At 64.3% G+C, this 21,737-nt stretch carries 19 protein-coding genes; 11 read left to right on the top strand and 8 right to left on the bottom strand.

Translation table 11 applies throughout. From position 1 onward, the window contains the following. The 8 genes from VMS96_03915 to VMS96_03880 all read left to right on the top strand — a co-directional run. Nucleotides 1–552, top strand: a 552-nt coding sequence (locus VMS96_03915) for a hypothetical protein (protein HVP42549.1), incomplete at its 5' end; no start/stop codon positions are given. After that, entirely contained in the window at nucleotides 549–1,643 is a 1,095-nt protein-coding gene (locus VMS96_03910) for an efflux RND transporter periplasmic adaptor subunit (GenBank protein HVP42548.1), read from the top strand. The genes VMS96_03915 and VMS96_03910, both read left to right, overlap by 4 nt. Further along, on the top strand, nucleotides 1,640–2,674 hold the full coding sequence (locus VMS96_03905; GenBank protein HVP42547.1) for an ATP-binding cassette domain-containing protein: 1,035 nt from the start codon (nucleotides 1,640–1,642) through the stop codon (nucleotides 2,672–2,674). The genes VMS96_03910 and VMS96_03905 overlap by 4 nt, the downstream gene beginning before the upstream one ends. A gap of 9 nt (nucleotides 2,675–2,683) precedes the next feature. Next, nucleotides 2,684–3,796, top strand: a complete 1,113-nt coding sequence (locus VMS96_03900) for an ABC transporter permease (GenBank protein ID HVP42546.1) — start codon at nucleotides 2,684–2,686, stop codon at nucleotides 3,794–3,796. Nucleotides 3,797–3,907: 111 nt separating this feature from the next. Then, on the top strand, nucleotides 3,908–4,801 hold the full coding sequence (locus VMS96_03895; protein HVP42545.1) for a hypothetical protein: 894 nt from the start codon (nucleotides 3,908–3,910) through the stop codon (nucleotides 4,799–4,801). Between the two features lie 209 nt (nucleotides 4,802–5,010). After that, a complete protein-coding gene (locus VMS96_03890; GenBank protein HVP42544.1) occupies nucleotides 5,011–5,817 on the top strand; it encodes a GGDEF domain-containing protein in 807 nt (268 codons plus the stop codon). 122 nt (nucleotides 5,818–5,939) lie between these two features. Then, a complete protein-coding gene (locus tag VMS96_03885; GenBank protein ID HVP42543.1) occupies nucleotides 5,940–9,002 on the top strand; it encodes an acyl-CoA dehydratase activase in 3,063 nt (1,020 codons plus the stop codon). Continuing rightward, nucleotides 8,981–10,297, top strand: coding sequence for a hypothetical protein (locus tag VMS96_03880; protein HVP42542.1), 1,317 nt, complete (start codon nucleotides 8,981–8,983; stop codon nucleotides 10,295–10,297). Before VMS96_03885 ends, VMS96_03880 begins: the two co-directional genes overlap by 22 nt. A gap of 6 nt (nucleotides 10,298–10,303) precedes the next feature. On the opposite strand, the gene VMS96_03875 is transcribed toward VMS96_03880, so the two are convergent. The 4 genes from VMS96_03875 to VMS96_03860 all read right to left on the bottom strand — a co-directional run bounded on the left by VMS96_03875 (nucleotide 10,304) and on the right by VMS96_03860 (nucleotide 14,623). Continuing rightward, nucleotides 10,304–11,794, bottom strand: coding sequence for an ABC transporter permease subunit (locus VMS96_03875; GenBank protein HVP42541.1), 1,491 nt, complete (start codon nucleotides 11,792–11,794; stop codon nucleotides 10,304–10,306). Further along, nucleotides 11,794–12,723: an ABC transporter ATP-binding protein gene (locus VMS96_03870; protein HVP42540.1), complete on the bottom strand. Its 930-nt coding sequence runs from the start codon at nucleotides 12,721–12,723 to the stop codon at nucleotides 11,794–11,796. Before VMS96_03870 ends, VMS96_03875 begins: the two co-directional genes overlap by 1 nt. Before the next feature lie 149 nt (nucleotides 12,724–12,872). Beyond that, on the bottom strand, nucleotides 12,873–13,583 hold the full coding sequence (locus VMS96_03865; GenBank protein HVP42539.1) for a DUF169 domain-containing protein: 711 nt from the start codon (nucleotides 13,581–13,583) through the stop codon (nucleotides 12,873–12,875). A gap of 53 nt (nucleotides 13,584–13,636) precedes the next feature. After that, entirely contained in the window at nucleotides 13,637–14,623 is a 987-nt protein-coding gene (locus VMS96_03860; protein ID HVP42538.1) for a zinc-dependent alcohol dehydrogenase family protein, read from the bottom strand. 230 nt (nucleotides 14,624–14,853) lie between these two features. Between VMS96_03860 and VMS96_03855 the strand changes: the two genes are divergently transcribed. Continuing rightward, complete coding sequence (locus VMS96_03855; GenBank protein ID HVP42537.1) at nucleotides 14,854–16,236, top strand: citrate (Si)-synthase; 1,383 nt, start codon at nucleotides 14,854–14,856, stop codon at nucleotides 16,234–16,236. 91 nt (nucleotides 16,237–16,327) lie between these two features. On the opposite strand, the gene VMS96_03850 is transcribed toward VMS96_03855, so the two are convergent. Then, nucleotides 16,328–16,993, bottom strand: a complete 666-nt coding sequence (locus VMS96_03850) for an ankyrin repeat domain-containing protein (GenBank protein HVP42536.1) — start codon at nucleotides 16,991–16,993, stop codon at nucleotides 16,328–16,330. A 235-nt stretch (nucleotides 16,994–17,228) separates the two neighbouring features. Here VMS96_03850 and VMS96_03845 point away from each other — a divergent pair, with 235 nt between their 5' ends. Next, nucleotides 17,229–17,912: a hypothetical protein gene (locus VMS96_03845; GenBank protein HVP42535.1), complete on the top strand. Its 684-nt coding sequence runs from the start codon at nucleotides 17,229–17,231 to the stop codon at nucleotides 17,910–17,912. Between the two features lie 58 nt (nucleotides 17,913–17,970). Here VMS96_03845 and VMS96_03840 read toward each other — a convergent pair whose 3' ends face one another. Then, nucleotides 17,971–19,206: a GGDEF domain-containing protein gene (locus VMS96_03840; GenBank protein HVP42534.1), complete on the bottom strand. Its 1,236-nt coding sequence runs from the start codon at nucleotides 19,204–19,206 to the stop codon at nucleotides 17,971–17,973. A 70-nt stretch (nucleotides 19,207–19,276) separates the two neighbouring features. Further along, nucleotides 19,277–19,867 (bottom strand): thioredoxin family protein, encoded by a 591-nt coding sequence (locus tag VMS96_03835; protein HVP42533.1) that lies wholly within the window; start codon nucleotides 19,865–19,867, stop codon nucleotides 19,277–19,279. 91 nt (nucleotides 19,868–19,958) lie between these two features. Here VMS96_03835 and VMS96_03830 point away from each other — a divergent pair, with 91 nt between their 5' ends. Further along, nucleotides 19,959–20,444, top strand: a complete 486-nt coding sequence (locus VMS96_03830) for a DinB family protein (GenBank protein ID HVP42532.1) — start codon at nucleotides 19,959–19,961, stop codon at nucleotides 20,442–20,444. A gap of 814 nt (nucleotides 20,445–21,258) precedes the next feature. On the opposite strand, the gene VMS96_03825 is transcribed toward VMS96_03830, so the two are convergent. Beyond that, the coding region (locus tag VMS96_03825) for a hypothetical protein (GenBank protein ID HVP42531.1) at nucleotides 21,259–21,737 on the bottom strand (479 nt) is incomplete at its 5' end.

The raw sequence follows: 21,737 nt of genomic DNA, 5'->3' as shown, positions 1-21,737 counted from the left end.
AAGGCCCTTCTTTATTACTACTTCGGGGACAAGGAATCGCTGTACGGGGCGGTGCTGGACCACGCCTTCGGCAGCATCTATCCCCGGCTGGCGGCCATCCTGGACTCCGAGCTTCCCTGCCAGGAAAAGATCCTGCGCTATGTGGGCGAGCACTTCGACGCCCTGGCGCGGAATCCCCAGTTCTGCCGCCTGGTGCACTTCGAGATGGGGCGCGCCGGGCGCGAAGGCTCGCCGCACATCCGGCAGCTCGCGGAACGCTACACCTCGCGCCTGGCCGCGGGCCTGCAGCGTGTGTTGCGGGAGGGCATGGCCACTGGTGAATTCCGCACCGTGGACCCGCTGAACTTCGCGGTCTCGCTGGCGGCGCTGAACGTCTTCTATTTTGTGGCCGCGCCCATGTTCCGGGCCATCACCGGCCAGGAGCCGTTCACCAAGGAACGCATCGCCGCCCGGCGGCGCGCGGTGCTCGACCAGATCGCGCATGCCCTGTTCACGTCCGCTTCCGGCAGCCCTGCCCGGCATCGCGGCAGGGGGAAAGAGAGGGCCCTATGAACCCGCGCAACCGCATCTTCGCCCTGCTGGGAGTTCTGGCCATCATGGCCGCCTTGTACTACTGGCTCTGGGCGCCGCACTCCAAGGACCTGGTGCTGATCGGCACGGTAGACGCCAACCAGGTGGTGGTCAGCGCCAAGATCATGGGGCGCATCGAGAAGCTGAACGTGGACGAAGGCAGCCAGGTGCAGGCCGGAGACGTGATCGCGGTGCTGGACACGGCGGAACTCGAGGCCCAGCAGCGGGCGGCGGCCGAGGCCGTCTCCAGCATGCAATCGCGGGTGGCGGAATCGCAGCACACCGTGGCCCAGACCGTTGGTGAAGCGCAGAGCGGCGTCGCCAACGCCCAGGCGCGTATCCAGGCCGCCCAGGCTTCGCTGCGCCAGTCCGAGGCCCAGTTGGTCAAGGTACAGACCGACAACCAGAGGACCGTGGCGCTGGCCGAGCAGGGGGTGGCGTCGAAGCAGGACCTTGACCGCTCCAACGCCGACCTGAACGCGCAGCGCGCGGCGGTGGCGTCGTTGCGCGACCAGGTGCGTGCGGCCCAGGCCGACCTGGCCACGGCGCAGGCCCGTCTGCACCAGATCGAAGTGGCGCGCAGCAACGTGGCCACCAGCCAGGCCCAGGCCAAGCAAGCCGAGGCCCAACTGAACGAAGCCAAGACCCGCCTGGGCTACACCAATGTGCTGGCGCCGGTGAGCGGGACGGTGTCGGTGCGGGTGGCGCGCCAGGGCGAGGTGGTGAACCCGGGGGCGCCCATCGTCACCATCGTGGACCTGAGCGACACCTGGGTGCGCGCCTACTTGCCGGAGACCGACGCTACCAACATCGGCATCGGCGACAGCGTGCGGGTGAAGCTCCCCTCCGGGCAGGTGGTGCTGGGAAAGGTGATCCTGAAGGCCGCGGAGGCGGATTTCGCCACCCAGCGCGACGTCAGCCGCAGCAAGCGCGACATCAAGACCGTTGGGCTGAAGATCAGCGTGGCCAACCCGGACAAGACGCTAATTCCGGGCATGACCGCGGACGTGCTCATCTCGCCCGACCAACTGAAGGCGCATGCCCATTCGGAAGCGGAGGCCCGGCCCAAATGACCAGCGACGTCAAAGGACCGATCCACGCGAAGCCGCTGAACGGCGACCGTCCGGCCATCGAGGTCGAGCGCATTGTCAAGAAGTTCGGCGATTTCACGGCGGTGAACGACGTTTCCTTCCAGGTGGGCGAGGGCGAGATCTTCGGGCTGCTGGGGCCGAACGGCGCGGGCAAGAGCACGCTGATCCGCATGATGACCACCCTCATTCCCATCACCAGCGGGCGGGCTTGCATCGCCGGCCACGACGTGGAACGCGACCCCAACGGCGTCCGCCACACCATTGGGGTGATCCCGCAGGCCATGACCAGCGACATGGACCTGAGCGTGTACGAGAACATGATCATTTTCGCCAAGCTCTACGGCGTGCCGGTGGAGAAGCGCGAGCCCATCATCCACGAGCTGCTGGAGATGGTGGACCTCACGAAGTGGCGGGACGCCGACGTCCGGACGCTGAGCGGGGGCATGCGGCGCCGCCTGGAGATCGCCCGCGGGCTGGTGCACAGCCCCAGCATCTTCTTCCTCGACGAGCCGACCACCGGCCTGGACCCGGTCTCGCGCGTGGCGGTCTGGGAGATGATCACCGCCCTCAAGCAGAAGCGGAACCTGACGGTGCTGCTCACCACCCACTACATGGACGAGGCCGACCGGCTGTGCGACCGCATCGCCATCGTGGACCACGGCCGCCTGGTGGCGCTCGACGCCCCGATGGCGTTGAAGCAGTCGGTCCCCGGGAGCACCGTGATCGAAGCCCAGTTCATCGATGCGCCGGCCGACTGGCCGAAGCAGCTGGAGGCGTTACCCGGCGTGCGCTCGGTGCAACCCGAGGCCGCCCACATGTACCGCGTCCTCACCGACGACGGCTCCAAAACCACCACCGCCATGGTCGAGGCCGCCGTCCAGGAAAATGTGCTGGTGAAGACGCTCACGGTGCAGAGCACCACGCTGGACGACGTTTTCGTCCACTACACGGGGCGCGACCTGCGCGATGAGGTGAAGAGTACCTTCGCCTACATCCCGCCGCCACTCCGCTAGGAGGCCGCCATGAACCGCGTGCTGGCCATCGTCGAACGCGAACTGCGGAAGTTCTTCCGCTCTCCGGCCCTGATGCTGGTGGCCATGGTCTTCCCCCTGGTCCAGTTGGTCATCCTGGGCAACGCCTTCGGGGGCAAGGTGCGCAACACCACCCTGGCGGTGGTGGACCAGGACCGCGGGCCGCAGGCGCTGCGCGTCATCGAGCTGCTGCGTGCAGTGCACGCCAACGCCAACACCTTCACGCCCGTGATGTACCAGAGCCAGCAGCAGGCGGTGGAGGACGTGCGCAATGGCAAGGTGCAGGGCGCCATCGTCATTCCTCCGGAGTTCTCCCGCAAGGTGTACGAGAAGACCCGCCCCCAGATCGGCCTGGTGGTGGACAACACCGATACTTTCATCAGCGCCGCGTACGAGGAAAAGCTGACGGGCCTGGTGCAGGCGCTGAACACGCCCGACGTGCAGCCGGCGCTGGTGCAGCAGGTGGCGCTGAGCGTGGTCGAGCTCTACCCGTACATCGAATACATGAAGTACCTGCTGCCGGGCTCGATCGTGCTGGCCATGTTCGTCTCGGTGATGATCGGCGGCGGCATCGTCTATATCGACGACAAGGCGCGGGGTATCCACGAGGGCTACCTGGTCACGCCCATCACCAAGCTGGAACTGGTGCTGGGCTTGAATACCGCGGGGGCGCTGAAGGCGGTGGGCTCCGGCATCGTGATCACGGTGATCGGCTCGCTGCTCTCCGGGATGGGCACCATCTTCCACCCGCTGCGCATGCTGTGGCTGCTGCTGATGATCGTGCTGACCTCGACGGCGTTCATCTGCATGATGTCCATGATCATGGCGCGGGTGGACGACCCGCTGGTGCCGCGCGCCATCTTCGGCATCCTCAATACCCTGCTGTTCTTCCCCAGCGGGGCCATCTATCCCATCTCCGCCTTCCCCGCCTGGCTGCGGGCCATCGCGACCGTGGATCCGTTCACCTACGCGGTGCACGGCTTCAAGGCGATCCTGCTCAAGGAGGCAGGGCTGGTGGCCATCTGGCCCGACCTGGCCTTCCTGTCGCTGTTCACCCTGGTGACGCTGGGCGCGACCACCGCCCTGTTCAAGCGGACGCTGTAGGTCTTGTTCTGATCTCAGAACAAGAATCACTTTTTTGTTGACTCGTGGAAAGATCGGCTACTCTGCTCGCGTCCTCCAAGGCCATTCGGGGTGGAAACCGTGAAACGGGTCATGATCGTCGTAAACAAATGGTGGGAGTGCGATCCTGTTCTGTTCGCCATGCTCAGTGATAATGCGCGACCGCCGGCATCTCCGTGGCCTGCGGTGCTGCAGCCGCCGCGCCCACGACCGAATCCAGCACAACTGCCGCCCGAGAACAAGAATCCCAGCCCGCGTGCGGTCTTCACGTATAGGACGTTCAAAGCGGAGGTGTGGTGCATATCAGACTTGCTGGAGCACCTAGATCCCGCTTTGCAATCGAGCTCGGAGCAGAAGGCCAAGTACCTTCCGCGAATCTTCTCTTACGGGGCGTCTCCCGACCTGGTGTTTGCGGTCGGCACTGCCGAGTTCCCGGAAGCAGCCGTGAGCGAGAATGGAAACGTGGTGATTGGCAGCAAAGTGTTCATGGTTGACGGTCACCCTGAAGGATCCAATCCGCTGAGCAAGTGGACAGACGGTCCGTTCGAGCAAGTGATCGACTCGTCGCTTCCGCGCGCCTTTTTTTCGCAGCTGGTCGCGTTCGACGTTCCGGCGGCGGCAAACAGGTTCTTGGCCGTTCCGCTGGCGCCGGCATCTGCGGCATGGGTAGTCGCAGACTACATCAACGTTGCTTTAGGGGCAGTCAATGTGACCGACTATTCTGAATACGGCATCATCGATCCGCTCACGGCGAAGATCTTTTGGAGCAAGCCGCGAGATGGAAAGGCCGGGTCCATCGAGACAACACACGGCATCATTCGGGTGCAGTGCGAAAGCCCGTTTCTCTTCGTATCGGGAATAGTCGATCGATTTGGCTACTTTGACCAGGACGTAAACCCGAGGAGCCATGCGCAGAATACCGCCGCTGCGCATAACGCGGGCGTGGTCGTGTCATGGCTTCTCATGAGATTAGATCAGTTGTGGTAGACGAACGCGTCCGCAAGCTCACCCGGTGAGGAGCCGTGATGGGTTGTGGGCTGCCGCCCGGTTCCAAAACCGCACACAGTTCCAGAATCGGAACGGCGCATCTTCTCACTCGGGCTAACAAGCCCTTTCTTTGCAGCGTGATTACAGGTCTTCCGCTGGTACCAGGCGTGCACCGGCAGGGTTGCGGCACCCCCGCGCCGGAGGAAGGCATGAACGTGGACGGCCTGCAATCCGCCCGCACCGAGCAGCTGCACCGGCAGATCCAGAAACTGGCGGGTCGCGACATCCAGCTCTGGTCGGTGGGCATGGTGGTGATGCTGCTGTTCGCCGCCGGCTTCCTGGTGGTGGCCCTCCCCAACTTGATCTGGCCGCAAGGGCGTCATGACTTCCAACCCGCACAGCTGGCGCAACTGGTGATCGGGCTCTTCATGCTGGTGCTGGTGTTCTCCGCCTATGTCTTCGACCAGAAACGAACGCAGCACCGCACCCGCGAGGAGCTGATCCGGGAGATCGTTTTCAACGAGCGCCTGGAGAGCTTCTCCCTGGTGGACCCGCTGACCCAGATCTTCAACCGCCGCTACCTCGACCAGGTGCTGCCCAAGGAGATCAACCGCGCCAACCGCCGGGGCACCAACCTGACCTTTCTCCTGCTGGAAGTGGGTTCATTGGCGATGATCGGGCGGCGCTTCGGCGAGCTGATCGGCGACCAGCTCCTGATCGACGCCGCGCATCTGCTGAAGAACACCTTCCGGGGCTCCGACACCGTCCTGCGCTACGACGCCGCCAAGTTCCTGGTGCTGCTGCCCGAGACCGACGAGGCCCAGGCCAACTTCGCCCTCACCCGCCTGCTCAACCGGGTGGACACCTGGAACGTGGAGACCAACGCTCCCTACGAGTTAGCGTTCAATGGCGGGCTGGCCTCCTACCGCACCGGGGTGGACGTGCTGGCACTGTTGCAGAAGCTGGAGCGCAACGTCGAATTCCACAGCCAGAGCGAGGCCAAAGCGGCCTCCTGAACGGCGCTATCCTGCAGCGAACGGCCTGTGACGCTCGTCGAGCGGCGAGTGCGCGATAGCACAGCCCCATGTGACCTCCATCACAGAACACCCGGGGGCCTCCCGCTACCGTGGAGGACTCGATGGGGATCAATATCGGTCTCGACATCGGCGCAGTGAGTCTGAAGCTTGCCGCCATCGGCGCAGCTTCAGATGCGCCTCTGCTGGGGCCCCTCGGCGATTCCGCCGAGGGGTTCTTCCCAGCCGCGCTCCCGCTGGGCAGCCCGCTGGCCGGGCGGCCGGTGGTGCTCTCCCGCTACCGGCGCATCCAGGGCAGCCCCATCCAGTCCACTTTCGACCTGCTGAAGGAGTTCTACGAGCGCGTGCCCGAGCAGAACGTGGAAGGCATCCGGGTGACCGGCTCGGGCAGCCAGCTCATCGCCAAGATCCTGGGGATCTACTTCGAGAACGAGTTCCGCGCCGTGGCCAAGGGGGTGCGCCTTTTCTATCCCGCCGTGCGCACCGTCTTCGAGATGGGCGGCGAGACCTCGAAGTACATCCGCCTGGAGCCCACGGTCCGGTCGAAGTACCTGGGCATCGTGGACTACTCCTCCAGCGGGGATTGCGCCGCGGGCACGGGCTCGTTCATCGACCAGCAGGCCTCGCGGCTGCTGTACTCGGTGGAAGAGGTCGGCGAGGCGGCCTGCGGGGCGACGTGCGCCGCGCGCATCGCCGGGCGCTGCTCGGTGTTCGCCAAGTCGGACATGATCCACGCCCAGCAGAAGGGTTACTCCACCGACCAGATCCTGCGCGGGCTGTGCGACGCGGTGGCGCGCAACTTCAAGTCGGCCATCGTCAAGGGCCGCGAGGTGACACCGCCGGTGGCATTCATCGGCGCGGTCTCACAGAACGCGGGCGTGCGTAATGCGCTGCGTGACGGCTTCAAGCTGACCGACGAGCAGTTCTTTGTCCCCGAGCTGCATGCCTGGCTGGGCGCGCTGGGGGCCGCGCTCTTCGAGAGCGAAGAGACGCGCAAGCGGTCGTTCAAGCGCATCCACCAGCTCCAGCAGCACACGGCGGTGAAGCACCAGTTCGCCTGCAGCGATCCGCTCTCCATGGAGCGCGTTGCGCTGCTGCGCGACCGAGTGAAGGACGTCGCGCTGCCGCCCACCAGCACGAAAATCGAGGCCTATCTCGGCATCGACATCGGCTCGGTGAGCACCAACCTGGTGGTCATCGACGCCGCCGGCAACCTGCTGCACGAGATCTACCTGCGCACCCAGGGGCGTCCCATCGAGGTGGTGGACGCAGGGCTGCGCGAGATCGAGGGCGTCCTCGGCGGGCGCCTCGACATCCGCGGCGTGGGCACCACCGGCTCGGGACGCGAGCTCATCGGCGAGCTGGTCGGCGCCGACACCGTGAACGACGAGATCACCGCCCACAAGACGGGCGCGGTGCACGTCTCCCGCACCCTCGGCACCCGGATGGTGGACACCATCTTCGAGATCGGCGGCCAGGATTCCAAGTTTCTCCGCATCGACAACGGCATCGTGGTGGATTTCACCATGAACGAAGCTTGCGCCGCCGGGACCGGCTCGTTCCTGGAAGAGCAGGCGGAGAAACTGGGCATCTCCATCAAGGGAGAATTCGCGCAGCTGGCGCTGGCGTCGAAGAGACCGGCGAGGCTGGGCGAGCGCTGCACCGTGTTCATGGAGCGCGACGTCACCGGGCTTCTGCTGAAGGGCGCCGAGGTCGGCGACCTTTGCGCCGGCCTGGCGTACTCGGTGGCGCTGAATTACCTGAACCGCGTGGTGCGGGAGCGCAAGATCGGCGACGTCATCTTCTTCCAGGGCGGCACCGCCTACAACGATTCGGTGGCCGCGGCGTTCTCGCAGATCCTGGGCAAGAAGATCATCGTGCCGCCACACAACGGAGTGATCGGCGCCATCGGCATGGCCCTGATCGCGCAGGAGGTCATGGCGGCGCGCGGCGGCCCCAGCAAGTTCCGCGGCTACCACCTTAACAACGTGGATTTCACCAGCCGCGAGTTCGTCTGCCAGGCCTGCTCCAACCTGTGCGAGATGAAAGAGTTCACCATCGAGGGCCAGCGCACCTACTGGGGCGACAAATGCTCCGACAAGTTCCGCAAGCGCGCCCGCACCGACCGCAAGCCGGTCCTCGACGACCTGCTGGAGTATCGCGACAAGCTGCTGGAAGAGGTGCTGCGCCCGGCGCGGGGACACGGCCGCAAGGTCGGCATCCCGCGCACCATGTTTTATTACGACCGCTTCCCCTTCTGGTGCGCCTACCTGCAGGAGCTGGGATTCGAGGTCGTGCTCTCGCCGGCCACCGACAGCCAGATCACCCGCGTAGGCGACGAGCTCTCCATCGCGCAGCCCTGCTTCCCGGTCAAGGTGGCGCACGGGCACGTGATGAAGCTGCTGGAGAGCGGCGTGGACTACGTGCTTGTCCCCAACGTGGTCAACGCGGAGACCAGCACCGGCGGCGAATCGCACCTTTGCCCCTGGAACCAGACGCTGCCGTTCGTGGTGCGGGTGGTGCCGCAGATGGAGGAGCACCGCGACAAGCTGCTGGCCCCGACCGTGCACTTCCGCTACGGTCGCAAGCACGCGGAGAAGGAGATCGCCGCCTATTTCGGCGAACGCCTGGGCATCAAGAGGCTCGTGAGCGACCGCGCCGTGACCGCAGCCTACGCGGCCCAGGGCGTCTTCGACCAGGCGGTGCAGGAAGCCGGGGCGCAGGCCATCGCCACCCTGCGGCAGAGTGGAGAGCCGGCGCTGGTACTGCTCGGCCGCCCCTACAACATCTACGACCGCAGCGTGAACTGCGACGTCCCGCGCAAGCTGCGCACGCTGTACGGCGTCAACGTGCTGCCCATGGATTTCCTGCCGGTGGACGGCGAGGACATCACCGACGTCAACCCCAACATGTACTGGAACTCGGGGCGGCGCATCCTGGCGGCGGCACGCATCACGCGGCAGCTGCCCAACGTGCACCTGGTTTACATCTCGAACTTCAAGTGCGGCCCCGATTCATACATCAAGTCGTTCCTCGACACGGCCGCCTGTAAGCCGTCGCTGGTGCTGCAGTTCGACGGCCATTCCAACGACGCCGGGTTCATCACCCGGTGCGAGGCCTATCTCGACAGCAAAGGATTCCTGCGATGCTCCGCCACCGCCATGTAAGCGTGAAGATCAAGCCCGACCACCCACTGGCGGGCAAGACGGTGTACGTGCCGGCGATGGCGCAGGGCAGCGTGGAGGCATTCTGCGCGGTGTTCCGCTGGCTGGGGATCGAGGCGCATCCCACTCCGCCCTCGGACGAGCGCACGCGCGAGCTGGGCGCCAAGTACACCAACGGCGACGAGTGCTATCCCGCCAAGGTGACTATGGGCGACTTCGTGCGCATCATGGAGAAGCCCGGCTTCGATTCCTCAAAGACCGTGTTCTTCATGGCAACGGCGAGTGGTCCCTGCCGCTTCGGCCAGTACGCGCCCTACCTGCGCAAGATGCTGCGCGACGGCGGGCTGGGCGAGATCGACATCTTCTCTCCGACCAGCGAGAACGGCTACGCCGGCATCGGCGAGGTGGCGGGGAAATTCGTGCGCGGAGCGTGGCGGGCGCTGGTCTGCGGCGACATCCTGCGCAAACTGCTGCTCAAGACGCGCCCCTACGAGCGCGTGCCCGGCGCCGCGGACGCCGCCTTCGACGAATCGCTGCAGGACCTGTGCCGCACCATCGAGGCGAGTTGTGCCGACCCCAAGTGCCAGCTCAACATGATCGTCGAGTCGCTGGAGCGGGCCCGCGACCGCTTCCGCCGGGTTTCGGTGAATCCCGACCCCGACGTGCCGCTGATCGGCGTGGTGGGCGAGATCTTCTGCCGCCTCAACAATTTCAGCAACGACGACCTGGTGCGCAAGATGGAAGGCTACGGCGCGCAGGCCTGGCTCAGCGACATCGCCGAGTGGATCGGCTACACCAACTGGGAGGTGGAGCGGAAGCTGCGTCTGCGCGGCAAGGGCTTTTCGACCGCCATGCTGGGCGCCAAGGTGCGCAAGCACTTCCAGCACGCCGACGAAGAAGCCCTGCTGCATCCCTTCCGCGAGGACTTCGCCGGCCTGGAGGAGCCCACCACCGACGAGGTGCTGGCGCTCGCTGAGCCGTATCTGCCGCCCAACGGCGTCCTGGGTGAGATGGTGCTGAGCGTGGGCAAGGCCGCGTGGCTGGCCAAGAATGGCGCCGACGGCGTGGTGGACATCAGCCCGTTCACTTGCATGAACGGGATCGTCAGCGAATCCGTCTATCCCAAGTTGAGCAAGGATTTCGGCGGCATCCCCATCCGCAACTTCTACTTCGACGGCACCCAATCGGACCTCGACCGCGACCTGGGGATCTACATGGAGTTGGTGCGCTCCTACCGGGAGAAGAAGCCCTGGAAGCGCGAGCAGGCGATGCGTTTCCTGGAGCCGGTCACCGCCTGAGATTCCTTACGCTCGGGCCAGTTGTAATGTTCGTTGCAGCCGCGTGCCGATAGCTCCCAACAGGACGGCGATCACCGCGCCCTGGACCGCGACCGCGGTCATCATCCCCGCTGCCGCCGCTGCCAGATCAGGCTTTTCGAAGTAGAACATCGGCGTCAGCACCCGCGCAGCGAACAAGCCTTCCTTCTCCGAAACGCTCGTGGCCACCAGGATCACCATGCTGGCCGCGAAATAATAGAGCACCAGCAGCAGGACGCCCTTGCTCACCGGACTCTTCATGCGGGTGAGCTTGCACCACTGCAGAAAAAGGACGTCGCGCATGGTGAAGGCCAGCAGTTGCAACGCGGCCATGGCCGCGTAGGGCAGGTTGAAATCGCGCCCGGGCGCGTTGCTGAGCGCAACCGCCTGCACCACCAGCATCCCGAAGCCCATGGCGGCGGTCACGATCATCCACGGCCAGGGCAGGCCGTCTTCCGACAAGTAGCCTTCTTCCCCACCCTCGCGGCGGCGGGTCCAGATCTTCAGCCGCTCGGGCGGCGAGAGCGTCGCCAGGCCGACCATCGCCGTCGTCGTCCCGGTGAGAAAGAGGCCCATCCAGGTGATGTTCATGGCGCCGTTGTGGTCCTTCAGCAGCGCGCGCAGGTCGAGGAACGCATAGAAGAGGATGTTGATGTAGAAGGCGAAGCCGATGGCCTGCCAGCGCGACAGCAGCCGGATCTCCTCTAGCTCTTTTTTCAGATTGCGCACGATCATCAGCACCAGCCAGCCGGCGATGGTCAGATAGAGTCCTAGGGTGACGAGGGCGTAAGGCACATGCACGCCGAAGACCGGCACCGTCCCGGTCTTGGTGAAAAAATTTTGCTCGCCATGCGCCCACATGGCCGCCGGCAGTGGGCTCACGCAGTGGAACCCCGGCAGATAGCCGGGCGATCCCGGAGTGAGGCCCATCACCAGGAATGGCCAGCAGAAGAAGAGGAGGAGAACGCCGGCGCCGCGGTTCATCTTCTCTACCAGCATCGAGACCCACATCCCGGCCAACCCGAGAAGCAACGCCACACAGACGGTGAGCAGATTGGTGAGCAGGATACCGCCCAGGCTGAATCCGGCAGCCACGCCGACGGGAATGATCACGGTGAGTGCACAGCCGTAGATGACGTAGGCCAGGATGGGTGCGCCCAGCAGCTTCCCGACCAGCAACTCGGCGGCGCTCAGACGCGTGGTGCGCAGGAAGTCGAAGGTCTTCAGCTCGCGCTCGCCGGACACCGCCTGGCTGCCGACCGAAAGGCACCACAGCAGGAGCAGCGCCGGGGCCATGATGGCGATGAATCCGTAGAACGTGCGATACAGTTCTCGCACCGGGTCGTTCTGCTTGAAGACCGCCATCCCGATGAGAGCGATGACGATGTAGGTGATGACCACGGCCGACAGCAGGCGCGCGGGGCGCAGCTCCGCCCGCAGGTGGCGGACGAACTCCGGATTGCGCCAGAACTGGAGCATCACATCACCTCGTTGCGCGAGAGTTTCACGTACAGGTCTTCCACCGTCTGCTTGACTTCGCCGAAGGCGGTGACCCGCACCCCGGCGCCGATGAGCGCGGTCAGCACGTCGGTGAGCTCGTCTTCCGCGCCCGCGAACTTGAACAGCCCGTCGTGATCGCGCACCAGCACATCGGAGACGTGGGTGGCTGACTTCAGGGCGCTCTCCACGGTGGCGCGGCCGTCGCGCGCCCAGGCCAGGCGCACCACCCGCACCGGGCTGGCGTCAGCAACGATCTGCTCGATGCGCCCGCTGCGCACCATGTTGCCTTTCTCCATCAGCCCGATCGAGGTGCAGAAGCCCTCGAGCTCGGTGAGGATGTGGGAAGAGATCAGAATGGTGGCGCCGTCGTCGCGCAACGAGAGCAGCACGTTGCGCAGGTCCATGCGCGCCTTGGGGTCGAGGCCGGAGGCGGGCTCGTCGAGCAGCAACACCTTGGGCCGGTGGATGATGGCGCGCCCGATGCCCAGCCGCTGCTTCATGCCGCGCGAAAGGCCCTTGATGAAGGCGTCGCGCTTCACCTCCAGCCCGACCTGCGCGATCACCTGGTCGATGCGCGCCGGGATCTCGCTCTCCGGCAGCTTGTAGGCGTGCGCGAAATAGTCGAGGTACTCCCAGACCTTAAGGTCCTCGTACACGGAGAAAAAATCGGAGAGGTAGCCGATGAACGCCTGTGCCCGCTCCGGCTCGCTGTGCACGTCGATGCCGTTGATGAAGACTTTGCCGGAGGTCGGTGACAGCAGCCCGCAGGCCATGCGGATGGTGGTGGTCTTGCCCGCTCCGTTGGGCCCGATCAGCCCGTACACCTCGCCCGGCGGGATCTCCACCTCGAGGTCGTGCACCGCGACCAGCGTGTCGAACTCCTTGCGGAGTTTCGCGAAACGGATCATGCCTCCGTTCTCCTGAGGGAAAGACAGATGTTGCTGTGGAAGGATACGGAAGTAAAGGAAAAACAGTTCCGTTGGATTACCCGCGTAACGAGTTGGCCATGCGGCCCAGCCGTGCCGGCCGGGCGCACGGTCGGCACGCCCGTGCCAATCTAAGGGTGGGCGCTCAGCGCGGCCTTTCGCTGCGTGTGATAGTCAGTGAGCTTCCGGTTGGCGCTGACGATGGTCTCCAGTTCCTGCGCGACGCGGGCAATGTCCTTGCCCGGGATCGCGATGTACAGCTCGTCTTCGGCCAGATCGGTGTACACGCGGTTGCCCACGCAGGCGGAGCTGACCACGATCCCTTGCGCCAGCGACGCGGGAAGCGAAGCGCAGGTGGGACGCCCGAGCAGCGAAGAGCCGCTGCCCACACCGGCGCGGATGCCCGCCTCCTGCAGCAGCATCAGGCGGCCAGGCTGGCCGATGCAGAGCACGACGTCGGGCGCGACCGGAGCGTCTCCCAGCGGCGCGTACACCACCGCGCCGGGCGGCTGTGCCAGGTGGTGGATGCCGGCGACTTCCTCCGGCTTGATGTAGCCGATCGAAGCCATCAGGTTGATGGTGTCGGGCAGTTCCTGGGCGCGCTCCGGCGGCAAAGCGATGCTATGCGTGTAGCAGCCGACGGCGCAGTTGTAGTGGTGCGCTTGTTCGGTATAGAAGGTCCGTCCCTCAGCGGCCAGCTTCCAGAACGTGCAGCCCGAGGGCGCCATGGCGTCGTAGCGCTTCACGCCCGCCGGCGGCTGAGCAACGAAGCTGACGGCCACCGGCCGCTTGGTCAGGCCGATGACGTTCGTGATCTGGCTCTCGATATTGCGGAAATCCATTGTCCTCATCCCCGGCGAACGATGATACGGGGCGAGTGTGTCAGCAGGCAAATCTACAGCTTCAGCACCGCGGCGCCCCTGACCCGGCTGTGCTTCATCGCGGCGATGGCCAGGTTAGCCTGCTCCAGCGGGAACAGCTCGATCTCGGTGCGCACCGGAACCTCCGCCGCAAGCTCCAGGAACTCGCGCGCGTCCTGGCGAGTGGAGTTGGCGACCGAACGCAGGATGCGCTCGTGGTAGAGGTCGGCGTAATCGAGCTGCGGGATGGGCGACATGGTGATGCCGGCGCAGGCGACGGTCCCGCCCTTGCGCACCGCTCGCAGCGCCAGGGGCACGATGTGTCCGGCGGGCGCAAACACGATGGCGCAATCCAGCTGCGAGGGTGGCTGCTCTTCGGCGCGACCGGTCCAGACCGCGCCCAGCTTCTTCGCCAGCTCCGCATGCTCCGGCGTACGGGTGAAGACGTAGCATTCGTTGCCCAAGTGGCGGGCGAACTGGAGCACAATGTGCGCCGACGCCCCGAATCCGTACAAGCCCAGCCGCTCGCCTTTTTTCGCATTGCTTAAGCGATAGGAGCGATAGCCGATGATGCCGGCGCAGAGCAGGGGCGCGGCGTGCTCGTCGGAGCATGATTTCGGCAGCCGATAGACGAAGTCGGCTGGCGCCACTACGTATTCCGCGTAGCCGCCGTCCACGTCCCAGCCGGTGAACTTGGCGCGCTCGCAAAGGTTCTCGCTATTTCGCCGGCAGTAGCCGCAGTCGCCATCGGTCCAGTGCAGCCACGGGATCCCGACGCGGTCGCCTTCCTTGAAACCGGCAGCACCCTGGCCCAGCGCATCCACCACGCCCACGATCTGGTGCCCGGGGATGACCGGCTGCTTCCGCAACGGCAGGTCGCCTTCGACGATGTGCAGGTCGGTGTGGCAGACAGCGCAGACCGAGACGCGCACACGGAGGTGCCCGAGGCCCGGCTCCGGGACGGGCAGTTCTCGCATCGCAAGCGGGTTTTCTTCCGGAGCGGCCTGTCGGTCCAAAACCATGGCGCGCATGCCAGACATTGTAATCAGAGGCACCCCAACCGCCGCTCGGCAGTGGAAGCGGCCTGGCTGCTGGCATCACCCCTAGCTGTGATTTGGCTCACAGCCTTGGGAGTCACTAACCGGGAGAATGGCCCCGGCTGAGGTGCAGCGCCGAACTGTACTTTGCCGATAGTGTCCGCCGACCCGCCGCCAAGCGGCCGTTGCGCTGGTGAGAAAAGGAGCTCTCATACATGCCACTAAAAGAAACACTTAGACAGAAGATCGAGGAGTTTCGGCCCCGTATTACCAAGCTGACGAAGGAGTACGGCCAAGTCGTCATCGACCAGGTCACGATCGAACAGACGCTGGGTGGCGCGCGCGACATCCACAGCCTGGTCACCGACATCTCGTACCTGGATCCCTATGAAGGCATCCGCTTTCGGGGCAAGACGATCCCGGAGACCTTCGAGGCCCTTCCCAAAGCAAGAAATTCCAACTATCCGACGGTCGAAGCCTTCTGGTACTACCTGCTGACCAGCGAGATACCGAACCAGGCACAGCACCGTGAAGTGCTGGGGGAATGGAAGGTGCGGCAGATGGTGCCGTCCTACGTTTGGGACGTCATCCGCGCGCTGCCTCGCGACAGCCATCCGATGGTCATGCTCTCCGCCGGCGTCCTGGCCATGCAGAAAGATTCCAAGTTCGCCCGTTTCTACCGCTCCGGCAACTTCAACAAGGCGGTCGCATGGGAATACGTGTACGAAGATGCATTCGACATCGTGGCGCGTATCCCGGTGATTGCCGCCTTCATTTACAACCTGAAGTACCGCAGTGACTTCCAGGTGGCCATCGACCGTGACCTGGACATGGGGGCCAACTTCGCGCACATGATCGGACAATGCGAGGAGTATAAGGACGTGGCCCGCATGTATTTCATCCTCCACTCCGACCACGAGTCCGGTAACGTCTCGGCGCACGCGACGCATCTGGTGCACTCGGCGCTCTCGGATCCGTACTATGCGTATTCCGCCGGTCTCAACGGCCTGGCGGGCCCGTTGCACGGCCTGGCCAACCAGGAAGTGCTGGAGTGGCTGCTCAATTTCGAGAAGAAATACTGCAAGGACCAGGAGCCGACCAAGGAGCTGGTCACCCAGGCCCTATGGGACACGCTGAAGGCGGGTCAGGTCATCCCAGGGTACGGTCATGCCGTGCTGCGCAAGACCGATCCGCGCTACATGTGCCAGCGCGAGTTCTGCCTGGCCACCCCCGGGCTCAAGGTCGATCCGCTGTTCAAGCTGGTGTCGATGATCTTCGAAGTGGCGCCCGGGGTGCTGACGCAACACGGCAAGGCCAAGAATCCGTGGCCCAACGTGGACGCGCAATCCGGCGTCATCCAATGGTACTACGGACTGCACGAGTGGGATTTCTACACCGTGCTGTTCGGCGTCGGCCGGGCGCTGGGTTGCATGGCCAACATCACCTGGGACCGTGCCCTGGGGGCCCCCATCGAGCGTCCCAAGTCGGTCACCACGCCGATGCTGGAGCAGTGGGCCGCCGAAGGCGGACGCAAGCTGGGTGCGGCTGCCAAGCCGGCCGCAGCACCCGCACCGGAGCTCGCCGGCGCGACCCGATAAAGCTGGGAACCAATCCTCTTGGCGCGGACAGGCAGTCCGCGCCAAGTTTTTCTTGTCTCGTGGCCAGCGCTACAAGACAAACTGGGTAAGATCAGGCGTGGGCTTTCAGGGCCGCCAGCGCCTGCAGGTGGCCTTTTTCCTGGGCCAAGTCGGCGGGCGCCTTGCCGTCTTCTGACCTGAGGGCGGGATTCGCCCCTTTGCTCAGCAGGTACTCCGTCATCTCGATGTTCCCCTGGCGCGCGGCTTCGTGGAGGGCCGCCCAGCCGCCTTGCTGGGTGGCATTGACGTCGGCGCCGTAATCCACCAGCCACTCCACGGTGCGCTGCTTGCGGGCGGCTGCGGCGCTGTGCAGGGGCGTCACCGACATGCCGTTGCGCGAGCGGGCGTTCGGATCGGCGCCATAGCGCAGGAGCATCTCCGCCAGGTTCGGATGTCCGAAGAAGCAGGCCAAGTGCAGGGCCGTGAAGCCGTCCGGCGAATAGGCCTTCGCCTGCTCGAGATGGGTGGTGAGCAACTCCGCCACCCGGTTGCGTTTGTTGAGCGCCGCCGCCTCGAAGATATCGAGTTCCGGCTCCAGTCTCAGCAGCTCGTCCACGATCTCCTGGCGGTTACAGTAGCGCGCGAACAGAACCGCCGAGACGCCCTGCTCGTTCCGCACCCGCGCCAGCCCAGGCTCGCCGGCGACGGCCGCGCGAACCTTCTCCACCTCTCCTTTCTGGATGGCCTCGAAGAGGTCCTTGGCGGTCATGGCGCGCATTGTACGCCAGCCACATTCCATGATGGTCGCTGTTTCTCGCCCTCGCCCGGGTTTTCGGCCCCGCGCCGCCGCTTTCCACCGTTCCTCGTAAGCCTCTGGATTCCCGCCATTTACGCACCCTTCGGCCCATGTCTCACAGCCCCTGGTGATAGCGGTCACCGCACGCTCGTGCAGCCCTTTCCATAATGCGAGTGCGTACGGCTCCGCTCTCGCGGGGGCTCGACGGAGGTGGCCTGTGTTCGAAGACGAGATCAAGATGGAAGAGAAGTCTTCCAATGTGATGCCCCTGTTGATGGCCCTGGGCCTGATCGTGGCCATCGTCGGTGGCATCGGGTACTTCATCCTGGAGAGCAAGCGCACCCTGACCCAGAAGGAGGCGACCCAGGTGGTCTCGGACCTGCTGAAGGTCCAAGGACCGGCCAAAGTGCACTTCCATGCCGGCGGCCGCGTCGAGCCCAGTATGGACGAGAAACCCTTCGATCCGCACTATCGCCTGCTGGAGAAGGTCGGCGTAGTCACTCTGGGCAAGCCCACCTACAAGGGCCTGGAGGTCAAGATCACCCCTGAGGGTCTTGAGGAACTGAAGCAGTGCGGAGCCACGGCCGACAAGAACGCGGATGGCACCGACGCTTATACCGTGCCGCTCGCCAAGCGCAAGCTGGTTGAAGTCTCCAAGGTGGAGATCACGCGCCCCGGCATGGCCAAGGTGGAATACACCTGGAACTGGGAGCCCACCCGCCTGGGACAGGACTTCGACGCCAACAGCAAGGCCATGGCTTCTCTCAGCGTTTGGGACCGGACACTCCTGATCCAGAAGTATGGCGCCGATTTCTACAAGGATTCTGAGCCAAAGAAGGTCGCCATCACCCTGAGCTGGGACAGCAAGACCAACAGCTGGAAGCCCTTCACGGAATACTGATCGGTTCCAGGAGAGATCGAAGCGCAGCCCACTGCGGCTGCGCTTTCGTTTGCCCGGTTCAGCGAGAGATCGCTGCGGGCAGGGGCGTCTGTCCGGAGGCAGGGGCGGCCGTTTCCACGCGGTTCCGTCCCGCATTCTTGGCGGTGTATACCGCGCCGTCCGCCGCTGCCATCACGTTGTGCAAGTCATCATGGCGCAGGCCCTCGGCCACGCCGATGCTCACCGTCACCCAGACCTCATGCACGCGACTGTTGCCGCGGCCCCGGTCCTCGGCCGTGTGCTTCCCCCGGTCGCGCCCGCGCAGGACGAAGCTGGAGGTCTCCACCAGCTGGCGCAGCAGTTCCAGGTGCTCGAGGGCGCCGGCCGCGCTCTTCCCCGGGAAAAGGATGACGAATTCCTCTCCGCCCCAACGGAAGGCCTTCCCCCCGCCGGTCACCCGCGCCATCCGCGACGCCACCATGCGCAATACCTGATCCCCGATCTCGTGCCCGTAGGTGTCGTTGAACCTCTTGAAGTGGTCCACGTCGGCGACCGCCAGGGCGTAATGCTCCGGCAGCATGGAGGCCATGCGATAGAACGCCCGCCGCGCCGGAAGTCCCGTGAGCTGGTCGTGAAACGCCATGACATAGGAATTCTCGACCACCGACACCGCCAGCACCGCACCGGCGATCATCAGCCAGACTCCGGGCCGGGCCGACGAGAATGCAGCCAGGCAAGTGAGCAGCGCCCAGAACGACCCGCTCTCCACGGGATTGCGCAGCAGAGCGAACCGGGCCGCCAGGAACAGGGCCGAGGCGATGAAGATCAGCACCGCCGTCTGCGGCGCTCCGCTCCAGCGCAGGGCATCCGGTGGCAGGAACTGGATTTCGAGAAAGCTTGCGGCCTGCAACTCCGGCCGGCACAGCAACAGCGCAAGCGCCGCCTGCGCCGCCAGGACGGCGCCGGCAATCACCGTGTTGCGAGAGAGGAATCCCTTCTCTTTCAAAAAGCTGAGCGCGACCAGGTTTGCCGGCAGCAGGATGGCCGCCAGGTCGCGGACCACAACTGTCGCTCCCGTGTCGCCGGCCGCGGCGCGCAGTCCCGCGTCGGCCACCGCCAGCGCGATTGCGGCGAACAGCATACGGGTGGAATGAAAACGCCAGGCCAACAGCGCCGCAGCGCTGTAGATCAGGGGAACGAAGCCGTGCAGCGCCAGCAGCATGGGCGCGGCTTCCGAACGAAGCGCGAGCGCCGACACCCCCACCATCACGCCGGCGGGAAAGAAAAACGAGATGATGCTCCTGCTGAGCGGCACGCTGGTCGGGTACTCCAGCGTCCATTATCCCTGTGCCGCTGGTCCACGGGGATTGGCGGGATAGGTTCGCTCAGTGCACCGTGCTCTTCGCGTAGTCCGGCTCGTTGCCGGTTTTCCATTTTATGTTGCAACCGATGCTGGGCTTCTGCTCGGAAGCCACGGCCTGCCCCTGGAGTACGGCGTCGAGCGCGGCTTTCAGGTCCTTGCCGGTCACGGGCACGCCGTTCTCCGGGCGGGAATCGTCGAACTGGCCGCGATATACCAGCTTCCGGTCCTGGTCGAAGAGGAAGAAGTCGGGCGTGCAGGCGGCCCCGTAGGCCTTGGCCACGGCCTGCGACTCGTCGAAAAGATAGGGGAAGTCGTAGCCGTAGGTGCGCGCTTCCTCCGCCATCTTCTCCGGCGAGTCGTCGGGGAACTGCTCCACGTCGTTCGAGCTGATGCCGACCACGGCCACTCCCAGCTTCCGGTAACGGCGCGCCAGCTCGGCGAACTGGGCGCGGATGTGCTTCACAAACGGGCAATGATTGCAGATGAACGCCACCAGCAGCGCGGGCGATGCTTTGAAGTCCTCGATGGAATGCCATTTCCCCGCCGGATCGGGCAGGCGGAAGAAAGGCGCCTTGCCGCCCAGGGGCGCCATGGTGGATGGGGTGGCCGGCATCGTGACCTCCTGGATGAAAACACTTCGATTCTAAATCCTGCGCCCGGCGGGCGGGCTATAATCCCCGGCCTGTGCCCGCCGGGAGGACGCCATGCCGACCCGCTACGCTTTTCTGCTCGACACCTACGAGACCGAGATTTTGAAAATCGTCACCATCTGGAGCGCCTTCCCCGAGTCGAAAATGGATTTCCGGCCCGCGGCCAAGTCGCGCAGCGTCATCGAGCAGTACGAGCATCAGGTCCAATCCGAAGGCCGGTGGATGAAGGTGATGCTGGGGCTGGACACGGGCGATCCCAACCCGGCGCAGCGCACGAAGCGGGCTTTCATCGAAAAGTACCGCACCGACGCCGAGAAACGGCTGGCCCTGATGCGCGAGAAATCGGAGTCCTGGTGGGAAGAGCCGACCGCGTTCTTCGACGTCACCCGCTCCAAGGCCTGGATCATGACCCGGCGCATGACCCACTCTTCGCACCATCGCGGGCAGTTGATCGTCTATTTGCGCCTGCTCGACATCAAGGTGCCGTCCGTCTATGGCCCCACCGCCGACACGGACGGCAAAGTCATGTACGCGTTCTGAACGGCATCTAGCCCCCCCTCCCCCTGGAGTCGTTGATCTAAAGGAGTTAGAGGCGGAAAGTCGTTGAGTCGTTCGAACCCAATCAGTAGACAGCGGGACAGATCTGCGGGGCTACCCCCTCCGACCCGATATGTCGATCTAAAGGAGTTAAGGCTGAAGATATGTGGGATATGTCGGACGAGGAGTCAGTAGCCAAAGTCCTGGGAGTCAGCGAAATGTCAAAGGTCGAAACGGCGGCGGCCGTAGGGCCGCAAGTCTATTATAGCGCGGCTGTCAATGTGTAAAATTAGCTGAAAGCTATAATCAAGATTTTGCACGCATGGTTTCAAGGGGTTAGGAAGCAAGAAATTTCTGCAAAGGTGGAGCGCCCAGATAAGCACGAGTGCTCCCGCCCTAGCCAAAACCGGGCTAGGACGGGCCACCCACTTTTGTGGTGGTGCGAAGCGAAGGACGGGCCACCCGCCTATGCCGAGTACTCTTTGTCAGCGTGGCACATTAGCTGCGCTGGCTCGACTGTGGCGAACACGGCCAATCCATCTGAGTAGAACATAGATAATTGGGGTGGTGATAAGTACTTGAAACACGAACACGCTCGACCACGCCACCAAGTTTGATTCAGCGGTGGGCCCTCGTCTCGGGCCAGGATTCCAGATAATCAACACATACTGACCAAACCACATCGCGAGTAGATGATACCAACGCACAATATTGAGAATTAGGCTATTGTTGCCTAACTCACGAATCGAATGCGCGAGAAAGAGTACCTGCGGTACCTCCAGCGTTGCGGCTACGATCAAGGCTTTGGTCCAGGTCTTCATTGCTCGCACCCGCATTTCTTCCCAGTTACCTGCTCGTAGGCATGTTGTATGGCCTTGATGTTCTGTTCTTCGAGTTCGGGAGTCATGTTGTCCCATGTCTCGATACTGCCCGGGAAATCGCCGTGCTGGGAGGGATTCGATGGCCACACTATCGGACTGCCATTGTGCATGTGGGCGGGGCTAGTTGAATCCGTTAAAGTATGTCCGGCGAAGGCGAAGTACATGGTCCACGGAAAGTGCGGCCAAGCACCGGAGCCCTGATACGCTGATTGAGCCAGGTTCAAATTGGTTGTTATCCACTGGTCCCGCTGCCGAAGGGCATCTGCTGGCGACTGCAAGGGTGCCCTCATGGAGTGCATGGGAGCCTGCGATGGAGCTTGCGTGATTTCGTCTAGCCTAAGGCTGTATTGCTGTATCTTCCAGATTGTGGCGTTATCGACTCCGGCGGGTGGCCCGGCCTTTGTGGATTTCATGG

The organism is Terriglobales bacterium (assembly GCA_035543055.1).
GTDB lineage: Bacteria > Acidobacteriota > Terriglobia > Terriglobales > Acidobacteriaceae > JAIQFD01.
The sequence above is the reverse complement of the archived record's forward strand: the minus strand, read 5'-3'. Positions and strand labels throughout refer to the sequence as shown.